Annotated in this window: 13 protein-coding genes; 7 read left to right on the top strand and 6 right to left on the bottom strand. The window is 59.1% G+C overall.

All coding sequences use genetic code 11. The features are described from left to right. Positions 1–7: 7 nt before the first annotated feature. On the bottom strand, positions 8–1,345 hold the full coding sequence (locus EV660_RS01250; protein ID WP_198510698.1) for a metal-dependent hydrolase family protein: 1,338 nt from the start codon (positions 1,343–1,345) through the stop codon (positions 8–10). 411 nt (positions 1,346–1,756) lie between these two features. Beyond that, on the bottom strand, positions 1,757–2,656 hold the full coding sequence (locus EV660_RS01245; RefSeq protein ID WP_071481734.1) for a LysR family transcriptional regulator: 900 nt from the start codon (positions 2,654–2,656) through the stop codon (positions 1,757–1,759). A 108-nt stretch (positions 2,657–2,764) separates the two neighbouring features. On the opposite strand from EV660_RS01245, the gene cuyA reads away from it, so the two are divergent. The 5 genes from cuyA to EV660_RS01220 are packed head-to-tail and all read left to right on the top strand — an operon-like array spanning position 2,765 to position 7,421. Beyond that, the gene (cuyA, locus tag EV660_RS01240; protein WP_071481735.1) at positions 2,765–3,775 is read left to right on the top strand and encodes a D-cysteate sulfo-lyase; all 1,011 of its coding nucleotides are present in this window, start codon (positions 2,765–2,767) and stop codon (positions 3,773–3,775) included. Between the two features lie 38 nt (positions 3,776–3,813). Continuing rightward, entirely contained in the window at positions 3,814–4,797 is a 984-nt protein-coding gene (gene dctP / locus EV660_RS01235; RefSeq protein ID WP_071481736.1) for a TRAP transporter substrate-binding protein DctP, read from the top strand. A gap of 46 nt (positions 4,798–4,843) precedes the next feature. Continuing rightward, positions 4,844–5,374 (top strand): TRAP transporter small permease, encoded by a 531-nt coding sequence (locus EV660_RS01230; RefSeq protein ID WP_071481737.1) that lies wholly within the window; start codon positions 4,844–4,846, stop codon positions 5,372–5,374. Next, positions 5,358–6,662 carry a TRAP transporter large permease gene (locus tag EV660_RS01225; RefSeq protein ID WP_246028970.1) on the top strand — a complete coding sequence of 435 codons (1,305 nt, stop codon included), beginning with the start codon at positions 5,358–5,360 and terminating at the stop codon, positions 6,660–6,662. The genes EV660_RS01230 and EV660_RS01225 overlap by 17 nt, the downstream gene beginning before the upstream one ends. Before the next feature lie 3 nt (positions 6,663–6,665). Next, complete coding sequence (locus tag EV660_RS01220) at positions 6,666–7,421, top strand: alpha/beta fold hydrolase (RefSeq protein ID WP_071481739.1); 756 nt, start codon at positions 6,666–6,668, stop codon at positions 7,419–7,421. Positions 7,422–7,582: 161 nt separating this feature from the next. Here the strand turns inward: EV660_RS01220 and EV660_RS01215 are convergent, their stop codons facing one another. Together EV660_RS01215 and EV660_RS01210 are read right to left on the bottom strand one after the other, a co-directional pair. After that, a complete protein-coding gene (locus tag EV660_RS01215; RefSeq protein ID WP_071481740.1) occupies positions 7,583–9,934 on the bottom strand; it encodes an HAF repeat-containing protein in 2,352 nt (783 codons plus the stop codon). A gap of 498 nt (positions 9,935–10,432) precedes the next feature. Beyond that, complete coding sequence (locus tag EV660_RS01210) at positions 10,433–10,864, bottom strand: Lrp/AsnC family transcriptional regulator (protein ID WP_071481741.1); 432 nt, start codon at positions 10,862–10,864, stop codon at positions 10,433–10,435. Between the two features lie 111 nt (positions 10,865–10,975). On the opposite strand from EV660_RS01210, the gene rocF reads away from it, so the two are divergent. Both rocF and EV660_RS01200 read left to right on the top strand, forming a co-directional pair. Further along, a complete protein-coding gene (gene rocF, locus EV660_RS01205) occupies positions 10,976–11,905 on the top strand; it encodes an arginase (protein ID WP_071482337.1) in 930 nt (309 codons plus the stop codon). Between the two features lie 11 nt (positions 11,906–11,916). Continuing rightward, the gene (locus EV660_RS01200; RefSeq protein WP_071481742.1) at positions 11,917–12,978 is read left to right on the top strand and encodes an ornithine cyclodeaminase; all 1,062 of its coding nucleotides are present in this window, start codon (positions 11,917–11,919) and stop codon (positions 12,976–12,978) included. 40 nt (positions 12,979–13,018) lie between these two features. Here EV660_RS01200 and EV660_RS01195 read toward each other — a convergent pair whose 3' ends face one another. Further along, entirely contained in the window at positions 13,019–15,271 is a 2,253-nt protein-coding gene (locus tag EV660_RS01195; RefSeq protein ID WP_232727316.1) for an RNA degradosome polyphosphate kinase, read from the bottom strand. Between the two features lie 39 nt (positions 15,272–15,310). Beyond that, positions 15,311–16,255 (bottom strand): META domain-containing protein, encoded by a 945-nt coding sequence (locus tag EV660_RS01190; RefSeq protein ID WP_134013861.1) that lies wholly within the window; start codon positions 16,253–16,255, stop codon positions 15,311–15,313. Positions 16,256–16,323 lie beyond the last annotated feature (68 nt).

Below are 16,323 nucleotides of genomic sequence, written 5' to 3'. Positions count from 1 at the left end.
TCGTGTCTTAAAGTTCATCTTTGACAATACGGCCGTCTTTCATGATCAGGTTGATCCGCCCCTGCGGGTCATCCAGCCAGTCCAGCCCGGCAGATGGATCAGCATCGACCACCAGCAAATCAGCCAACGCCCCTTCCGCGATCACGCCCAATGCACCGTCATAGGGCGCCCGCGCGCCAGACAGGGCAAGCAATTGCCCCGCCGCGCCAGTGGCCTTGTTCAACGCCTCCAATGGTGACATGAAGCGTGCGAATTTCGCCAGTTGCCGCCCCTGACTGGAGGTGCCCGCCGGGTTGAACAGAATGTCGGTGCCAAAAGCAAGCGGCACATCATGCGTTTTCGCCAGTTCAAACGCGCGCACGGTTCCTTCGGCCACTTCAAGCTGTTTTGCCTGCTGGATCGGATCGGATTTCGGGTTTGAATCCTCGTCAGCAAGAAAGGGTTGCAGCGACCACCAGACACCTTCACCTGCCATGATCTGCACAGTCTCCTCGTCGGCGAGCTGCCCATGCTCGATGGATTTCACCCCAGCGGCCACAGCGCGCCGAATCCCGCCCGGCGTATAGACATGCGCGCAGACATAAGTGCCCCAATCTTCCGCCGCCTCGACCGCGGCGCGCATTTCGCGCTCGGTATACTGGGTTGTATCCAGCGGGTCATACAGCGATGAAACGCCGCCCCCTGCCATGATCTTGATCTGGCTTGCGCCCTTCATCAACTGCTCGCGCGTGGCGCGCAGCACCATATCGGCCCCGTCGGCAATCAGCGCCACGCCCTGCCGCTCGATATTGCTGGGCGGGGTGTCGGGGAAGCGCGGTAATTCAGACCGCAGCCGGAAATCGCCATGGCCCGAAGTTTGCGAAATCATGGCCCCGGACGGAAAGATCCGTGGGCCAGCAACAACACCGCGATCAATCGCCATCTGCAAGCCAAAGGCCGGCCCGCCCACATCGCGCACAGTGGTAAAGCCACGTTGCAGCGTTGCCCCGGCTTCGCGCCCGGCCATCAGGTGAATAAAGCCCACATCCTGCGTCATCGCTGCCAGTTGCGACACGGCCACAAGCGTAGAATGCCAATGCGCGTCAATCAGCCCCGGAATGACGGATTTACCACCGCAATCAATGACCTCTGCATCTTCCGGAATATCGTCCAGCCCAGGCAAGCCCACTATCCGGTTGCCGCTGATCAGAATGTTGCGCCCCTCTTGCATCGACAATGTAACGCCGTCGAAGTAGCGCAAATTGGTCAACAATTTCGGGCGTCCTGCAGATTGCGCGCGCAATTCTGTCGGGGCAAGCCCGAACCCCGCGAACATGCCCACCACGGCCGCCATCCCGCCAATCATCTGTCGGCGCGATATATCCGCCTCTACCCGGGCATATGCTGCAAGCGTTTGGGGGGCACCGCACAAGCAAGGGTCAATCCCTGCGGCGCGTGCTGTTTGAGGGTCCGAACAGACAACGCACATATCAAAATCCTCGCTGCTAAGTGGCGATCAGGTAAAAAAATGGGGATTACGCAACACGCTAAGGCAATTAAACAACGCGAATTGCCTTGCAATAACGATAGCGTTCCATAAAAGCATACCCATAGGCAAGGTTTTTTTATTGCGTAGATTAAATTAGTTTTGTTCGTAAAATGACCTGAAGGCCGCCCTAGTTAAACAAATATTCTATATGCAACGCTTGCCTTCGCCCCGCCCTTGGCTGGCACCATTCGGCATTCCCTGTCACCGTTTCGACCGGATGGCTAAGGTTCACACGTCCTGCGCCAGGGCCCGAATCCGCTCCCAGACATCACCTGCCAGTGGGCTTACCGTGTCGTTGAGACGTGCGGCAATCAGCGTCATCGTGATTGATGGCAGGGTCGAGCTTAGATTGACCAGCCGACCGCCCGCGATTTCGGCGCGCGCAAGCGGCTCTGGAATCCATGCGACGGCGAACCCCGTTCGTGCGAACTCCAATGCCGCAAGGGTCAGCGCGGTTTCAAGTCGGGGCCGGACGCGACCAAGACGGGTAAGCCGCGGAAACACGAACCTGCGTTGCACTTGCCCCAAAAAGACATCAGCCGGATAGGCGATAACCGGCAACTCGCCCTTTTCATACGATTGGTTCAGCGCCTGAAGATGGTCGCTTGCATAGACAGGGATCAACGCTTCTGTCCCGATCTGGACAATCTCCAGAAAATCGGAACCGGGGATTTCCTGCGCACCAGCAACATCGTGGATAAAGGCAATATCCGCGCGGCGCGTCATAATCTGAGCCAGACAATCATCGCGATTCGCGGACCGCAGACGCGTATCAATATCAAGATCGGCAAAGCGCCCGATAATCTCGGGGGTTGAGGTTGCCGCAATCGCATGTTGCGATGCAATGACAATCCGTCTGCGGCGCGTTCCTTCGGTATCGCGCAAGGCCCCGGTCAAATCGCGCAGCCCGGCAGACAACTCGCGCATACGATCAAGCTGATCATTAACATGCGCCGAAAGACGCGCTGGCCGCGCGCTCCTGTCAAACAGCGCCACCCCCAACGCCAATTCTATCTGACGGATCCGGCGCGAGAAAGCGGGCTGCGAGACATTTCGCTTTTCGCAGGCCGCCTGAAACGAACCATGCTCTGCCACAGCGAGAATATCATCTATCCATTCAAGGCGCATTCCACCCCCAAATATGCGTTTTATGCATATTAATTGAATATATTGGCATTTGAATAGCCATAAATTCAGTGTTCTACATATTACTAGAAGCGATATAGGAATAACATCATGCATCTCGCGCGGTTTCCAAGATACAGGCTTGGCCATTTCCCGACACCACTGGAACGCCTAGACCGGCTGAGCGAGGCGCTTGGCGGGCCGGAAATCTGGATCAAGCGGGATGATTGCACGGGCCTTGCCTCGGGCGGGAACAAGACCCGCAAGCTGGAATTTCTTGTTGCCGATGCGCTGGCCAAGGGGGCCGATACACTCGTTACGCAAGGGGCCACACAATCGAACCATGTACGCCAGACAGCGGCTGCGGCCTGCCGTGCCGGTCTGCAATGCCACGCGCTGCTGGAACGGCGGGTGACGAACCAGGGCGCCGACTATGAAACGGCCGGAAATGTCTTGCTGGACGTGATGATGGAATGCAGTTTCGATTTCCGCCCTGAAGGGCTGGACATGAATGCCGAAGCCGAGGCGTTGGCCGAAAAGCTGCGCGCACAAGGGCGCAAGCCCTATGTGATCCCGGGTGGCGGTTCAAATCCGGTTGGCGCATTGGGATATGCTGCCTGCGCGGAAGAACTGGTTGCCCAAGCCGATGCTGCCAGCCTGCGCATCGACCATATTGTACATGCAACCGGCAGCGCCGGCACACAGGCAGGACTTCTGGCGGGGCTTTTCGCCATGAATGCGCCGATCCCCGTGACCGGATATTCCGTGCGCGCACCCAAGACAAAGCAGATCGACAATGTACACGCACTGGCCGTGCGCACGGCTGAATTGATCGGCGCGCGCGGCACCCTGCCGCGCGAGATGGTCGTTGCTTATGACGAACAGGTCGGGCCAGGATACGGCCAACCCACCGACGAAATGGTCGAGGCAATGCTCTTGCTGGCGCGGCTGGAGGGGATCCTGCTGGACCCGGTTTATTCGGGCAAGGGCTTTGCCGGGCTGGTCGCGATGATCCGCGCAGGCGCATTCAGGAAAACCGATCGTGTGGTGTTCCTGCACACAGGCGGATCCGTGGCGCTATTCGCCTATGGCCATCTGTTCAATAACCAGAAGGCTGCCTGAGCGGCCCGAAACAAAAATGTTCAACAACGGAGATCGACATGTCGACACAGACAAAGCTGCTTGCATTTTCTCTGATGGGCGCACTTCTGGCCAGCACTGCGCAGGCTGAGACAATCCGCCTCTCAACCTATGTCAATGAAACAGACATCCGCTATCAGGGCTTTGCCAAATTCGCGGAACTGGTGGCCGAAAAGACAGATGGCCGTATCACTGTCGATATCTTCCCCTCTTCGACATTGCATGGCTGGTCGGATGGTGTTGACGCCCTTCAGGGCGGCGTGGCGGACATAAGCTGGATTTCAGCAGATACGCGCCTGCCCTGCTACCGCGTGACGTCACTCTATCCGGCTGCAATTGATCTGGAAGATCAGATCGGGCTTGATGCTGCCTACGCAGAGCTGATCGCGCCAGAAGCTGCCGAAGTCGGGCTGATCCCGATCATCAACTCGAATTATTCCTATGATCAGGAATGGTGGTTTCAGGGTCCGATCGACAGCCTGAGCAATCTTGACGGAATGCTTGTGCGCTCCATCGGTCCGCTGGTCAGCATGATGATCGAGACATGGGGCGGCCAGCCTGTCTTTATCGCGCCGGGCGAGGTGTTCCAGTCTGCCGAACGCGGTGTGGTCAACGGCATCAATATGGGTGTGGCGACCTACAGTTCATGGCAACTGTGGAATGTCATGCCGTATATGGTGAATGCCAGCCTGTTTTACGGCAATATCCAGTACATGATGAATCTTGACCGCTTCAACAGCCTGTCAGAGGAAGATCAGACAGCACTGTTGGAAGCTGGGGCCGAAACCGAAGCTTGGTTGCAGCCGCTGTATGAAGACTGGATTGATGGGCAGGTCGGCAATGCGGTCATGAAAGGCGGTGGCGCGGCGGTCTCGATCTCGCGCGATGAGCGGAATGCGATGATTTCCGAAATCGCGGCGCAATGGACCGAGGAAGTTGATGCCGCTTGCGGACCGGAACTGGCCGACCAGGTCCGGGCGCTGTTTGCGCAACACCAGCTCTGAGGCATAATCCTGAAATCCGCCAGCCCCCACCAGCACAGAGGTTCTCATGCTCAGACTAATTGATAGAGCGGCGAAAACTGTTGAATGGCTGGTCGTGGGGCTGGCCGCTATCGGGTCGCTGATCATCGTCGTCCAGATGCTCTGGATCAGCTATGGCGTATTCATGCGCTATGCCATCGGTCGCCCTGACCGCATGGTGACCGAGGCAACCGCGCTGCTGCTATTTCCAGTCGCGCTGCTGGGTCTGGCCTATGCCATGCGCGAGGATTCCTATCCGCGCGTTACCTTGCTGACCGACACATTCAAGCCGGGCCTGCAAAAACTCGTTCTGCTGTTCAACGGGTTGATCATGCTTCTGATCGGCGTCTTCTTTTCGATCACCACCACCTACGCAACATTGCGCGCCTTTAACTCTGGCGCGTCATCCGAGATTCTGAACTGGCCGCGTTACATGTTCTGGGGTGTCGCCGCAGCGTCGCTGATCGTCTTCACTGTCTACGCTGCGTTGCGTCTGTTGCAGATTGCCCTGCGCCCACCCCCCGCCACACAAAAGGAGGCCGATGATGGAATGGTATGAGGTCGCCCTTGGCCTGATGGGCCTGTTGATCTTGCTGATTGCACTCGGCCTGCCGATCCCCTTTGCGCTGGCGGCGGCTTCCCTGCCCTTCCTGTGGCAGATCCAGACCTTCAACACCTCGCTGGTCTCTGCGCAACTGAAGCTATGGGGCGTCTGGATCAATTATATTCTGCTTGCTGTGCCGCTGTTCGTCTTCCTTGGTGAACTGATCAGCCGGTCCAATATCGGGGCAAACCTGTATATGTTCCTGCATCGCGGCGTGCCGATCAGGGGGTCGGCGGCCTATGGGTCGATCGGGGCCTGTGCGGGGTTCGGGGCCGTTTCGGGGTCTTCCATGGTCGGATCGCTGACCATCGGTGGCGTGGCATTGCCTGAGATGCTGCGTCTGGGCTATGGGCGGCAACTGGCCAGCGGCGTGCTTGCCGCAGGCGGAACGCTAAGCGTCCTGCTGCCCCCCAGCCTGATCCTGTTGTTCTATGGCATCGTCACCGACCAGTCGATCGGACAGCTTTTCATGGCAGGGGTCATTCCCGGTCTGATGCTTGCCTCGCTCTTTGTGATCGTGGTGCTGATCTGGGCCAGACTGCGCCCCCAGGACGTGCCCGACCGCGATATGGGGCCACGTTTGCGGCTGATCCAGATTGCTGTTTCACTAGGCCCGATCATTGTCATCGGTGGCGTGATTACCGTGTCGATCTATGGCGGCATTGCCACCCCGACCGAAGCTGCCGCAATTGCCGCGCTGGTCACTGTGGCGCTTGCTGTGGGTGTAGGCGGGCTGCGTTGGACGGGCTTTGTGGAGGCGCTGATGGCAACCATGCGCACGATGGGGTATCTGGGCCTGCTGCTATCAGCAGGCGTGCTGTTTGGGTTTGTGCTGAACTACTACCGGGTTCCGCAGCAATTCACCGCGCTATTTCTGTCGTTCGAACTGTCACCCTATATGGTGCTGGCGATGGTGATCCTGTTCTACATTGCGCTGGGCATGTTTCTGGAACCCGTCTCGATGACCTTCATCACGCTGCCAGTCATCATTCCACTAATTCTTGCAGCCGGGTTCGATCTGATCTGGTTCGGCATCATCTATACCATCACAATGGAAATTGCTGTCCTTACGCCACCTGTGGGCCTGAACCTGTATGTGATTTCAGGAATCAGCAGGGGCAAGGTATCAGTGCCAGATGTGATTGTCGGCGCGCTTCCCTTTATCGGTGCGCTGGTCATTCTTGTCGGGGTGATGATCATGTTCCCGCAAGCCGCCCTGTGGCTGCCCCAACAGGTACGCTAAACGATGACCCTACCCTATCTGCGCGCGGGCACCGGAAAACCACTGGTGCTGGTTCATGGCTATCTTGGCGCAAGCGCGCAATGGCAAGATCAGCTTGACGCTTTCGCGGGAACACATGATGTGATTGCCCCCGATCTGCCGGGGTTTGGTCAGGCCGCCGCCCATACAGGCCCCAGGCGCATAGCAGATTTTGCCGCAGCCGTCATGGCATGCATCGACGGGCTTGGGGTCGGGAATTTCACCCTGCTCGGGCATAGCATGGGCGGGATGATCGTGCAGGAAATTGCTGCACGTCACACAGACCGTATTGATGCCCTGTTGCTCTATGGCACCGGACCTCTGGGGCTAATGCCCGACCGGTTCGAACCCATCGAGACATCAATGGCGCGGCTGGAAGCCGATGGGGTTGAGGCGACCGCCGACCGGATCAGTGCAACATGGTTTCGCGATGGCAACGCTGCGCCGGGCTATGGCCCGACCCGAGGCTTTGCCCGCATGGCCCACCCCACAGCCGCGCATAACGCGCTGATCGCAATGCGCGACTGGGACGGTCGGGCCGCCCTGCCGCAGCTTTCGATGCCCTGCCGTATTTTATGGGGCGACCGCGACCGTTCTTATCGCTGGCCCCAGATCAACGCGTTGTGGAACGGAATTCCGGGTGCAGAACTTAGCGTCATTGCGGACGCAAGCCATGCGGCGCATATGGAAAAGCCCAAACTGTTCAATGCAATCGTGCAGGATTTTCTTGACCCCGCCTGACGGAACCAACCAACTCAAACGCCGTTGATCTGCCGTTCAGAAATGCGGGGGTGAATCCCTGTTATGTCGGTTTTCACCCCCGATACCTGCAACAACCAGCATGTGTGCCGCCGGAATCAAGCTACTGTGTTTTGTGATGCCCGCAGCGACCCCGTCCACACTCAGAAGCGCATCTCATATCCCAGCCGCAGGCCCAGTTTGGGCTTCTTGGACCAAGGGGATTGCGCCACAGACAGGTCTGCCCGTATTGCAGCCCCCCCCTCGAGACCGTGGACATACCCCATTGTCGCATAGCCCCGCGTGCGATTGACAAGGGATGGACCGGAAATCGAGAAATCTTCTAGCCCATTAATTCTGCTTGCCCCGGAAATATCTCCGATCGAACGGCGTAGGTCGTGGCTGACACCAAGCCCAACTTCAAGGCTGGACCGGTCAGATACCGCAAAGCGCATATCCGTCCCGAGTGTCAGCACCAGCGCCGTTTCACGATAGGAATCGAAGCTGAGCGGGAACGCAAGCGCACTCGATTCATTATAGCCAGAGCGTGTTGTGCGCGTGCCCGTCAGCCGCGCGAAGGGAACTGCAACCCCATTGCCCAGCGCAAACCCATAGCCCAACTCCGCGCTCATTGCCGCATTGCGCATCCGCGTGCGCCCTTCGCCGCGTTCAGTCCCGGGCAAAATATCCCGGCGCGTCACGTCGAACCGGCCAGTCCCGGCGCTTGCCGCGATCCGCCATGTCAGCCCCGTGCGGTCAATGTTCTCTCGGTAGCGCAGCCATGTGCCCGCCGTCAGGTAGCTGCCCCTCAGCGATACCGGGCTACGACTGTTGGTTTCGCGCGACAAGTCCAGAAAACCGCCCAGCGTATACCCGCCCCCCATAGCGACAGCGACCGATATATCCGCGCCAGCCGTCGTGGAAACACCGCTGGTGTCACGCAACGACCCACCGAAACGCAGCGCCATGCGGCCTTGCGGAACAAGCCCCGTGCCTTGTGTCGAGAGAACAGGCACGCGCGGGCTGATGCCTGGCCCCTCAATCGCCAGTTCGTCAGCAATCTGCCATTCTGCCAATTGGCTGTAAAACGCGCTGGATGCAGCCAAGGCCTGCGCTGTATTGAAAACAGATGCTGCCGTATTGAGATGGTCCAGCATCACGCCACTGCGCCAGATAAAGGCGCGGCTGGTAAAGCTTGGCCCTGCCCCGCCAGCGCTGGAGGGATGACTGTCTGCCTCTGCAAGGCCCGTAATCACAGACCCATCTGCACTGACCGCGCTTGCGTAACTCCAGCCCAGATTATCCGTGCGCAATGTGCCCAGATCAATCATGCCCTTGCCATCATCGCTCCAGCGGAATGCCCGTTCGTTGTGGTCATCCGTATCGGCCCGTCCAATGATGACACCGCCATCGGCACTGATAGCATGCGCATTGCTGCCACCTGTATTGTCATGGCGCAATGTGCCCAGATCGTACATGCCTTGCTCAAACGTCCAGCGAAACGCACGACCTGCGCCGTCATCGGTAGAGGAATGCCCTGCAATCACGGTCCCATCCGCACTGACCCCGGCCGCCCAGCTCCACCCGGTATTCGGCCCCTGCAAAGAGCCAAGATCCAGCATGCCGTTACCGTCATCCATCCAGCGGAAGGCGCGCTCAACGCCGCCATCAGCATCCGACTGACCGACCACCACCGCGCCATCGGCGCTGACCCCGAAGGCGTAGCTATTGCCAGACTTGCTGGTGCGCAATGTGCCCAGATCCTGCATGCCCTTGGCCTCTGTCCAGCGAAACGCACGATTTCCGGGATCATCCGTATTCGCCTGACCAATGATCGTCGTCCCGTCGGCGCTGACGCCCAAGGCATTGCTCCAGCCTGAACCACTGGCACGCAGCGTGCCCAGATCAAGCATCCCGTTGCCGTCATCCATCCAGCGAAAGGCGCGCGAGCTGTGGTCGCTCGTTTCGGCCTGCCCGGCAATCACGGATCCATCGGCGCTGACTGACGATGCCCAACTCCACCCTGTGTCCGCCCCCTTGAGAGAGCCAAGATCAAGCATGCCATTGCCATCATTCATCCAGCGAAACGCACGGCCAACATGCAAGTCATCTGTTGCCGCCTGCCCCACAATGACCGACCCATCGGCGCTGACAGCAACCGCGTCAGCCGCGCCAAGATTGTCCTTGTTCAACGTGCCCAAATCCAGCATGCCAGAACCGCTGTTGATCCAGCGAAACGCGCGATACGTGCCATCGCGGTTGAAATCGACCTTGCCGATAATGGTGCTACCATCCGCACTGATCGAGAAATGATATTTCTGGTCAAAGTCAGGATCGGAATGCGTATCCGGCCAGCCCAGCGCGCACATCTGCTTGTCTGGTATGGGGTCTGTCGGACAGACGGAATAGCTGTTCCCATGCGCCAATGCCATCCCCGGCAGCGCGGTAGAGCCGACCAGCAAAAAGAATGCGGAAATCTTCTGCTTCAAAAGTTTGGTTGTGTCAGTGTTTTTCATGGCCGTCACCTTCAGGTAAATCGACGCGAAGTTGTGTTTTCGTAACGAGATTTCCCATTGAGTTTCTCCTCCCCAAATCGGCCACTTAACCAAGTTCTTCACGTAATGTTCCCGCCACCCGGATTTCTGCGGGTTGGGAAGATGCGTTTGCCTTGGCCCGAACCAGTGGGGCCGAACGATGGGAGGGGGACATGGTCGATAGGAATGCCGCGTTGCTAGCGACATCTGTTCAGATCAAGAAAACCGAGCTGCTCCACGAAAAGGATTATCGACTCAAACTATTGATAATATGCAACAAAAACTGCCACAGACACGCGCCCCTCCGATGCAGGAACGGTGAACCCATGCGTGAAGCGGCGTTGCTGATACCTGAGCGTGACAGCCGTCAAGGCAGATCACCCCTTGGCCTGCACCACTGGCCAGACACCCCTTGAAAACTTGAAAAAAGCCTGTCCAAAAATCTTCGCAATCCGCAAAAACCGGGCAGGATTTGCAGTGTTATCGTGATCTGGCTCGGCGCGAGGAAAGCAGCAGATTTGTCTCAGATGCCATAACCCCGTCAAGCGCGCGGATCTGGCTAAGCACCTTGTCCAGTTCCGCCAAAGACTGGGCAGAGATTTCGACAATCAGGTCCCAGCGGCCATTGGTGGAATGCACTGCCGTAACCTGCGCCAGACCCGACAGGCGCGCCATGATCCGTTCGGCGCCGCGCCCCTCAATCCCGATCATCATCAATCCGCGCACGGGTGCATCGGCCACGTCGCCCCGCGTGATGGCGGTAAATCCCAGAATTTCGCCCTCTTGCTGCAAGCGCGCAAGCCGCGCGCGCACGGTGGCACGGCTGACCCCAAGTCGATCCGCCAGCGCCATGACGGAGGCGCGGCCATCGCGCCGCAATTCTGCAATCAAACGTTGGTCGATAATGTCCATATTGGCAAACCAAGTTAGCACTATGGGCAGATTAGCGACCTGAATGTCATAATGTCCAGTTGAAAGCTTCGCTTTTCGGGCGTCACATTGCCTGAATTGCAGGAGATGAAGATGAATCCGCCCACGATAATCGGTGCCCCGGTAGATAGCGGCCAGCGACAGCCCGGCTGCCTGATGGGGCCTGCGGCATACCGTGTCGCGGGCCTGCACCAGATGCTGTCGGACCTTGGCCACCCGGCACAGGAGCGCGGCGATCTGGCCTTGCCCGAAACCCTGCCCGCTTGCGCGCCGCGCAATCCCGCGCTTGATCAACTGCCCGCAACCCTTGGCTGGACTGCATTGATCCGCGAAAAGGTCGAGGCAGAACTCGGTCGCGGACGGCTGCCCATCATACTGGGCGGTGATCATGCACTTGCGTTGGGGTCGGTCGCGGGTGCTGCCGCCCATGCTGCGGCACTCGGTCGGCCCCTGTTTCTGTTGTGGCTGGACGCGCATAGCGATTTTCACACCCCGGAAAGCACCCAATCCGGCAATCTGCATGGCACCCCGGTTGCCTATGCGGCCGGGCGTGACGGGTTTGCCCCCTTCCCCCCATTTCCCGCGCCCATACCGCCCGAACGCATCTGCCTTTTCGGCATTCGCAGTGTCGACCCGGCAGAACGCCTTGCACTGGCAGAATATGACATCGCCATAACCGATATGCGCGCGCTGGATGAACAGGGTATTGCCGCCCCCCTGCGCGCATTTCTGGACCGGGTGCGCGTAGCAAACGGTATGTTGCATGTCAGTCTGGATGTAGATTTTCTGGACCCCACAATCGCCCCTGCCGTCGGCACCACAGTTCCCGGCGGCGCAACCGTCCGCGAGGCGCATCTGGTCTGCGAGATGATCCATGAAACCGGGCTGATGACCTCGCTTGATCTGGTCGAACTGAATCCGGCACTGGATGAACGCAGCCGCACCGCGCGGCTTATGATTGATCTGCTGGGCAGTCTGATGGGCCGCAAGGTCTTTGACCGTCCCACCCGTAGTTTCACCTGAAGGAACCTGTCATGTCCCTGCCCTCTCGCCACGCGCTTGTCCCCTTTGTCAGTGTCGACCACATGATGCGCCTTGTGCTGCATGTCGGCATTGAACGCATGATGCTTGAACTGGCCGACGCCATTGAGGCCGATTTTCGCCGCTGGCCCGATTTTGACAAAACGCCGCGCGTGGCCAGCCATTCCGATATTGGCGTGATTGAATTGATGCCAACCTCGGACGGGCAGCAATACGGGTTCAAATATGTCAACGGCCACCCGTCGAACACGCGGCAAGGGTTGCAAACAGTTACCGCCTTTGGCGTGCTGGCCGATGTCGCAACGGGCTATCCGGTGCTGCTGTCAGAGATGACAATATTGACCGCCCTGCGCACGGCTGCAACCAGCGCCATGGCGGCAAAATGGCTGGCCCCGCGCGATGCGCGCGTGATGGCCATGATCGGCAATGGCGCGCAGGCCGAATTTCAGGCACTGGCCATGAAGGCCGTCTGCGGCATTGAAGAGGTGCGGCTTTACGATACCGACCCGGCCGCAACGCGAAAATGTGCGGCCAATCTGGCCGGGCGGGGCCTGCGCATCGTGTCTTGCACGACCGCCGAGGATGCGATCCTCGGCGCGCAGATCATCACCACCTGCACCGCCGACAAGCAATATGCCACGATCCTGACCGACAACATGGTCGGCGGCGGCGTGCATATAAACGCCGTCGGTGGCGACTGCCCCGGCAAGACAGAGTTGCACCGCGACATTCTGTTGCGCGCGGGCATCTTTGTCGAATACCCGCCCCAGACCCGGATCGAAGGCGAGATTCAGCAGCTTGCGCCAGATCACCCGGTCACCGAATTATGGCAGGTCATCACAGGCCAGACGCAAGGCCGCACAGATGCGGCGCAAGTCACGCTATTTGATAGTGTCGGTTTCGCGATCGAGGATTTCAGCGCCCTGCGCCATATCCACCAGCGCCTACAGGGAGCGCAATTCTTCCAAGACCTCGATATGATCGCCGACCCGGATGACCCACGCGACCTGTTCGGCATGATCTGTCGCGCAGATCTCCATTCCAGCGTGGCGTAAGCTTGCCTTTCGCGCTGTGCGCCCAGCCAGCGCGGCACGGTCAATCATGCGTATGGGTCAATTCCGGCACATCATGCGCCCCCGCTGATCCGCGACCCGACAAGGACGGGTTTTCCATGAAGAAGCGGTGGCAGTTGAACAAACGCCGCTCCTCGCCTTCGGCAGGCAGCGTGCGCAGGGCCGGGCCGTCGGGCTGGATAATCCAGCTTTGCGCCTCATCCGCCAGATTGGCCGCCATGATCTGCCCCACGATCTGCGCCTTGACGGTCGGGTTCAAAATCTCGACCAGCGTTTCCACGCGTCGCACCAGATTGCGCCCCATCCAGTCAGCAGAAGACATGAACACCCGCGCCTGATCCGAGGGCAGCGATGCGCCATTGCCGAAACACACAATACGCGAATGTTCCAGAAACCGGCCCACGACAGATTTGATGCGGATATTCTCGGACAAGCCCTTGATTCCGGGGCGAATGCCGCAAATGCCACGCACCACAAGGCTGATCTTCACCCCGGCCTGAGATGCGGCGTAAAGCGCGTCAATCACATCGGGGTCGATGATCGAATTCATCTTGGCCCAGATTTCCGCAGGCCGACCGTTGCGCGCGGCCTCGGCCTCGGCCTCGATCATCTGCAAAAGCGACGGCTTCAGCGTCAGTGGTGAAATAGCCAGATTTTCAAGGGTGGCCGGTTCTGCATAACCCGACAGGTAATTGAACACCCGCGTTGCATCGCGCCCAAGCGCGGCATCGCAGGTGAAAAGCGAAAGATCCGTATAGATGCGCGCCGTGATGGGGTGATAATTGCCTGTGCCCCAATGGGTATAGGTCACCAGCCGATCGCCTTCGCGCCTGACGACCGTGCTGATCTTGGCGTGGGTCTTGTAGTTCACGAACCCATAGACGACATGCGCGCCCGCGCGCTCCAGCCTGCGGGACTGGCGAATATTCGCGGCCTCGTCAAAGCGGGCCTTCAACTCGACCAGCGCGGTGACGGATTTGCCCGCCTCTGCCGCCTCGCAGAGCGCGGCCACAATGGGGCTGTCGCGCGAGGTGCGATACAGTGTCTGGCGGATGGCCAGCACATCGGGGTCGCGCGCGGCCTGTTCCAGAAACCGCACCACCATGTCGAATGTCTCATACGGGTGGTGCAGCAACATGTCCTTCTGGCGGATCGCGGCGAACATATCGCCATGGTGGTCCTGCACGCGTTCAGGCACGCGCGGGGTAAAACTGGGCCAAAGCAGATCGGCACGTTCATCCAACACCAGTTCTTTCAAGGTCGAAATCCCCATGATCCCGTCAACCTCGATCACATCGGCTTCGGGGACGCGCAGTTCTTCCATCACCACATCGCGCAGGTCCGGCGGCGCACCGACCGAGATTTTCATGCGCACCACTTCACCGCGACGCCGCCGCTTCAGCGCCACCTCGAATTCGCGCACAAGGTCTTCGGCTTCTTCCTCAACCTCCAGATCACTGTCGCGCAGCACCGAAAACGCGCATGACCCCAGAAGGGTGTAGCCGGGAAACAGGCTACCCATCTCGGCCAGAATAAGCTCTTCCATCGGCAGCAGCCGGATCGGATTTGAACTAACACGCACAAAGCGGTCAATCTGGCTGGGGATCGGAACCAGCGCATCCAGCTTGCGCCCGCGCTTGTCCTGCAATTCCAGCGCCAGCGAAAACCCGGCATTGGGAATGAAAGGGAAAGGATGCGCAGGGTCAATCGCAAGTGGCGAGAGCACCGGGAACACATTGTTCAGGAAATAGGCGTTCAGAAACTCGCGGTCAGTTTCCGTCAGATCGCGATGGGTCAGAATGACAATACCCGCCTCTGCCAGCATCGGACGCAGAACCGACCAGATTTCCTGCTGGTACTCCATCAACCGCCGCGCATCTTCATGTATCAACACAAGCTGTTCTGCGGGGCTGCGCCCGTCATCAGAGGGCGAGCTGTTGCCCGCACGCGCCAATTCGCGCAGACCAGCCACGCGCACAGTGTAGAATTCGTCCAGATTGGTGGCGGAAATTGACAGGAAACGCACCCGTTCCAGCAGCGGCACACGCGGGTTCATCGCCTCTTCCAGCACGCGCCAGTTAAACGCCAACCATGACAATTCGCGGTTGAAAAAACGCTCGGGGCTGCGCGGGTCGAAATCTTGCAACTCCAGCGGTTCTGCAAAAGGCGAATTCAGAAAATCCGCAGAAGCCCCATGCAGAGCCTGATCGGGTTCTGTCGCCTGAAACGTCTCAGATATTAGGATATTGCGCTTGTCGGACATGGCTGTTTTCATCACCGGGGCAAATGGATTAAGCGGTTCGCGTTGGGCATGTTATCGGCGCGCCCGCAAGACAGGGGTGCCGGCCGCATACAAGGTCAGTCGTCCCGCTTCGGCATCAAGAAAGAACTGGTCAACGCGGGGCAAGACGGTATTGAAGTGCTGTTCTTGTTCGCCCAGCCCTTCAGGGCAGGCAAGCCGCGTGCTGGCAAGACGCCCGAAAGACAAGATCCCGCCATGCCGCCGGTACCCGCCAATCAGCCGGTTGCAGCCGACCGATGCGCTCATCCGTCCATCAGGGTAGAAAACCAACTCTGTCCGCGAAGGAAATAGCGTGGGGCGGTCCTCTATCGCACTGATGCTCCAGACACCTTGGGTGATGTCCTGCTCTGGCCGGATCAGGCGGCATTCTGACAATTCGGACCCGTCGATCCGCAGCACCGCAGATGCGTCCCTCATGTGGATCGTGGTCGCCGGGTTATCCGCATCGGCGAATAACGCGCCAGAGGCCGCGACCTGTGGCAGCAAGGTAATGATCTGCTCGTTCAGCCGGATACGCACAGATTCCGGCATGAAGCCAATCTCGACCAACTGGTTGCCGCAATACAGCAATCCGGCAAATCCCATCGGCGGGATACGCATGGCACGCAGTGCCCCCAGATCAGCCGGGTCCGCGCCCGCCTCTATCGCAACGGGCTCGCTTAGCCAGATCACATCCTCCGGGCCGCGCAAGCCCACACGCAGAACCAGATCAGTATCGACCGGGGCCTCAAGGGCAAAGCTGAACGGGCTTTGGCGGCCCTCTGTCACCTCGCGCGACGCGGCAATGGCCGTGTCCATCGCATCGACAAGATCAACCAGCAACACAGTATCATCGGGCAGGGCCATGCGTTCCAGAACAGTGACCTGCCCTGAAACAACACGCGTTTCCGAGGCAGAGGCCGACACGGCAAACACCGGCAGGACAAGACAGACAAAAGCAGAAATCCAGCGCGGCAAGGCAACCTCCGAAATCAAAAAGGGATGATTTCAGCTTAAGAGCGCGCCAGATACGACACAAGCCGGAA

Origin of the sequence: Roseinatronobacter bogoriensis DSM 18756, from assembly GCF_004366635.1 — a bacterium.
Classification (GTDB): domain Bacteria; phylum Pseudomonadota; class Alphaproteobacteria; order Rhodobacterales; family Rhodobacteraceae; genus Roseinatronobacter; species Roseinatronobacter bogoriensis.
The sequence above is the reverse complement of the archived record's forward strand: the minus strand, read 5'-3'. Positions and strand labels throughout refer to the sequence as shown.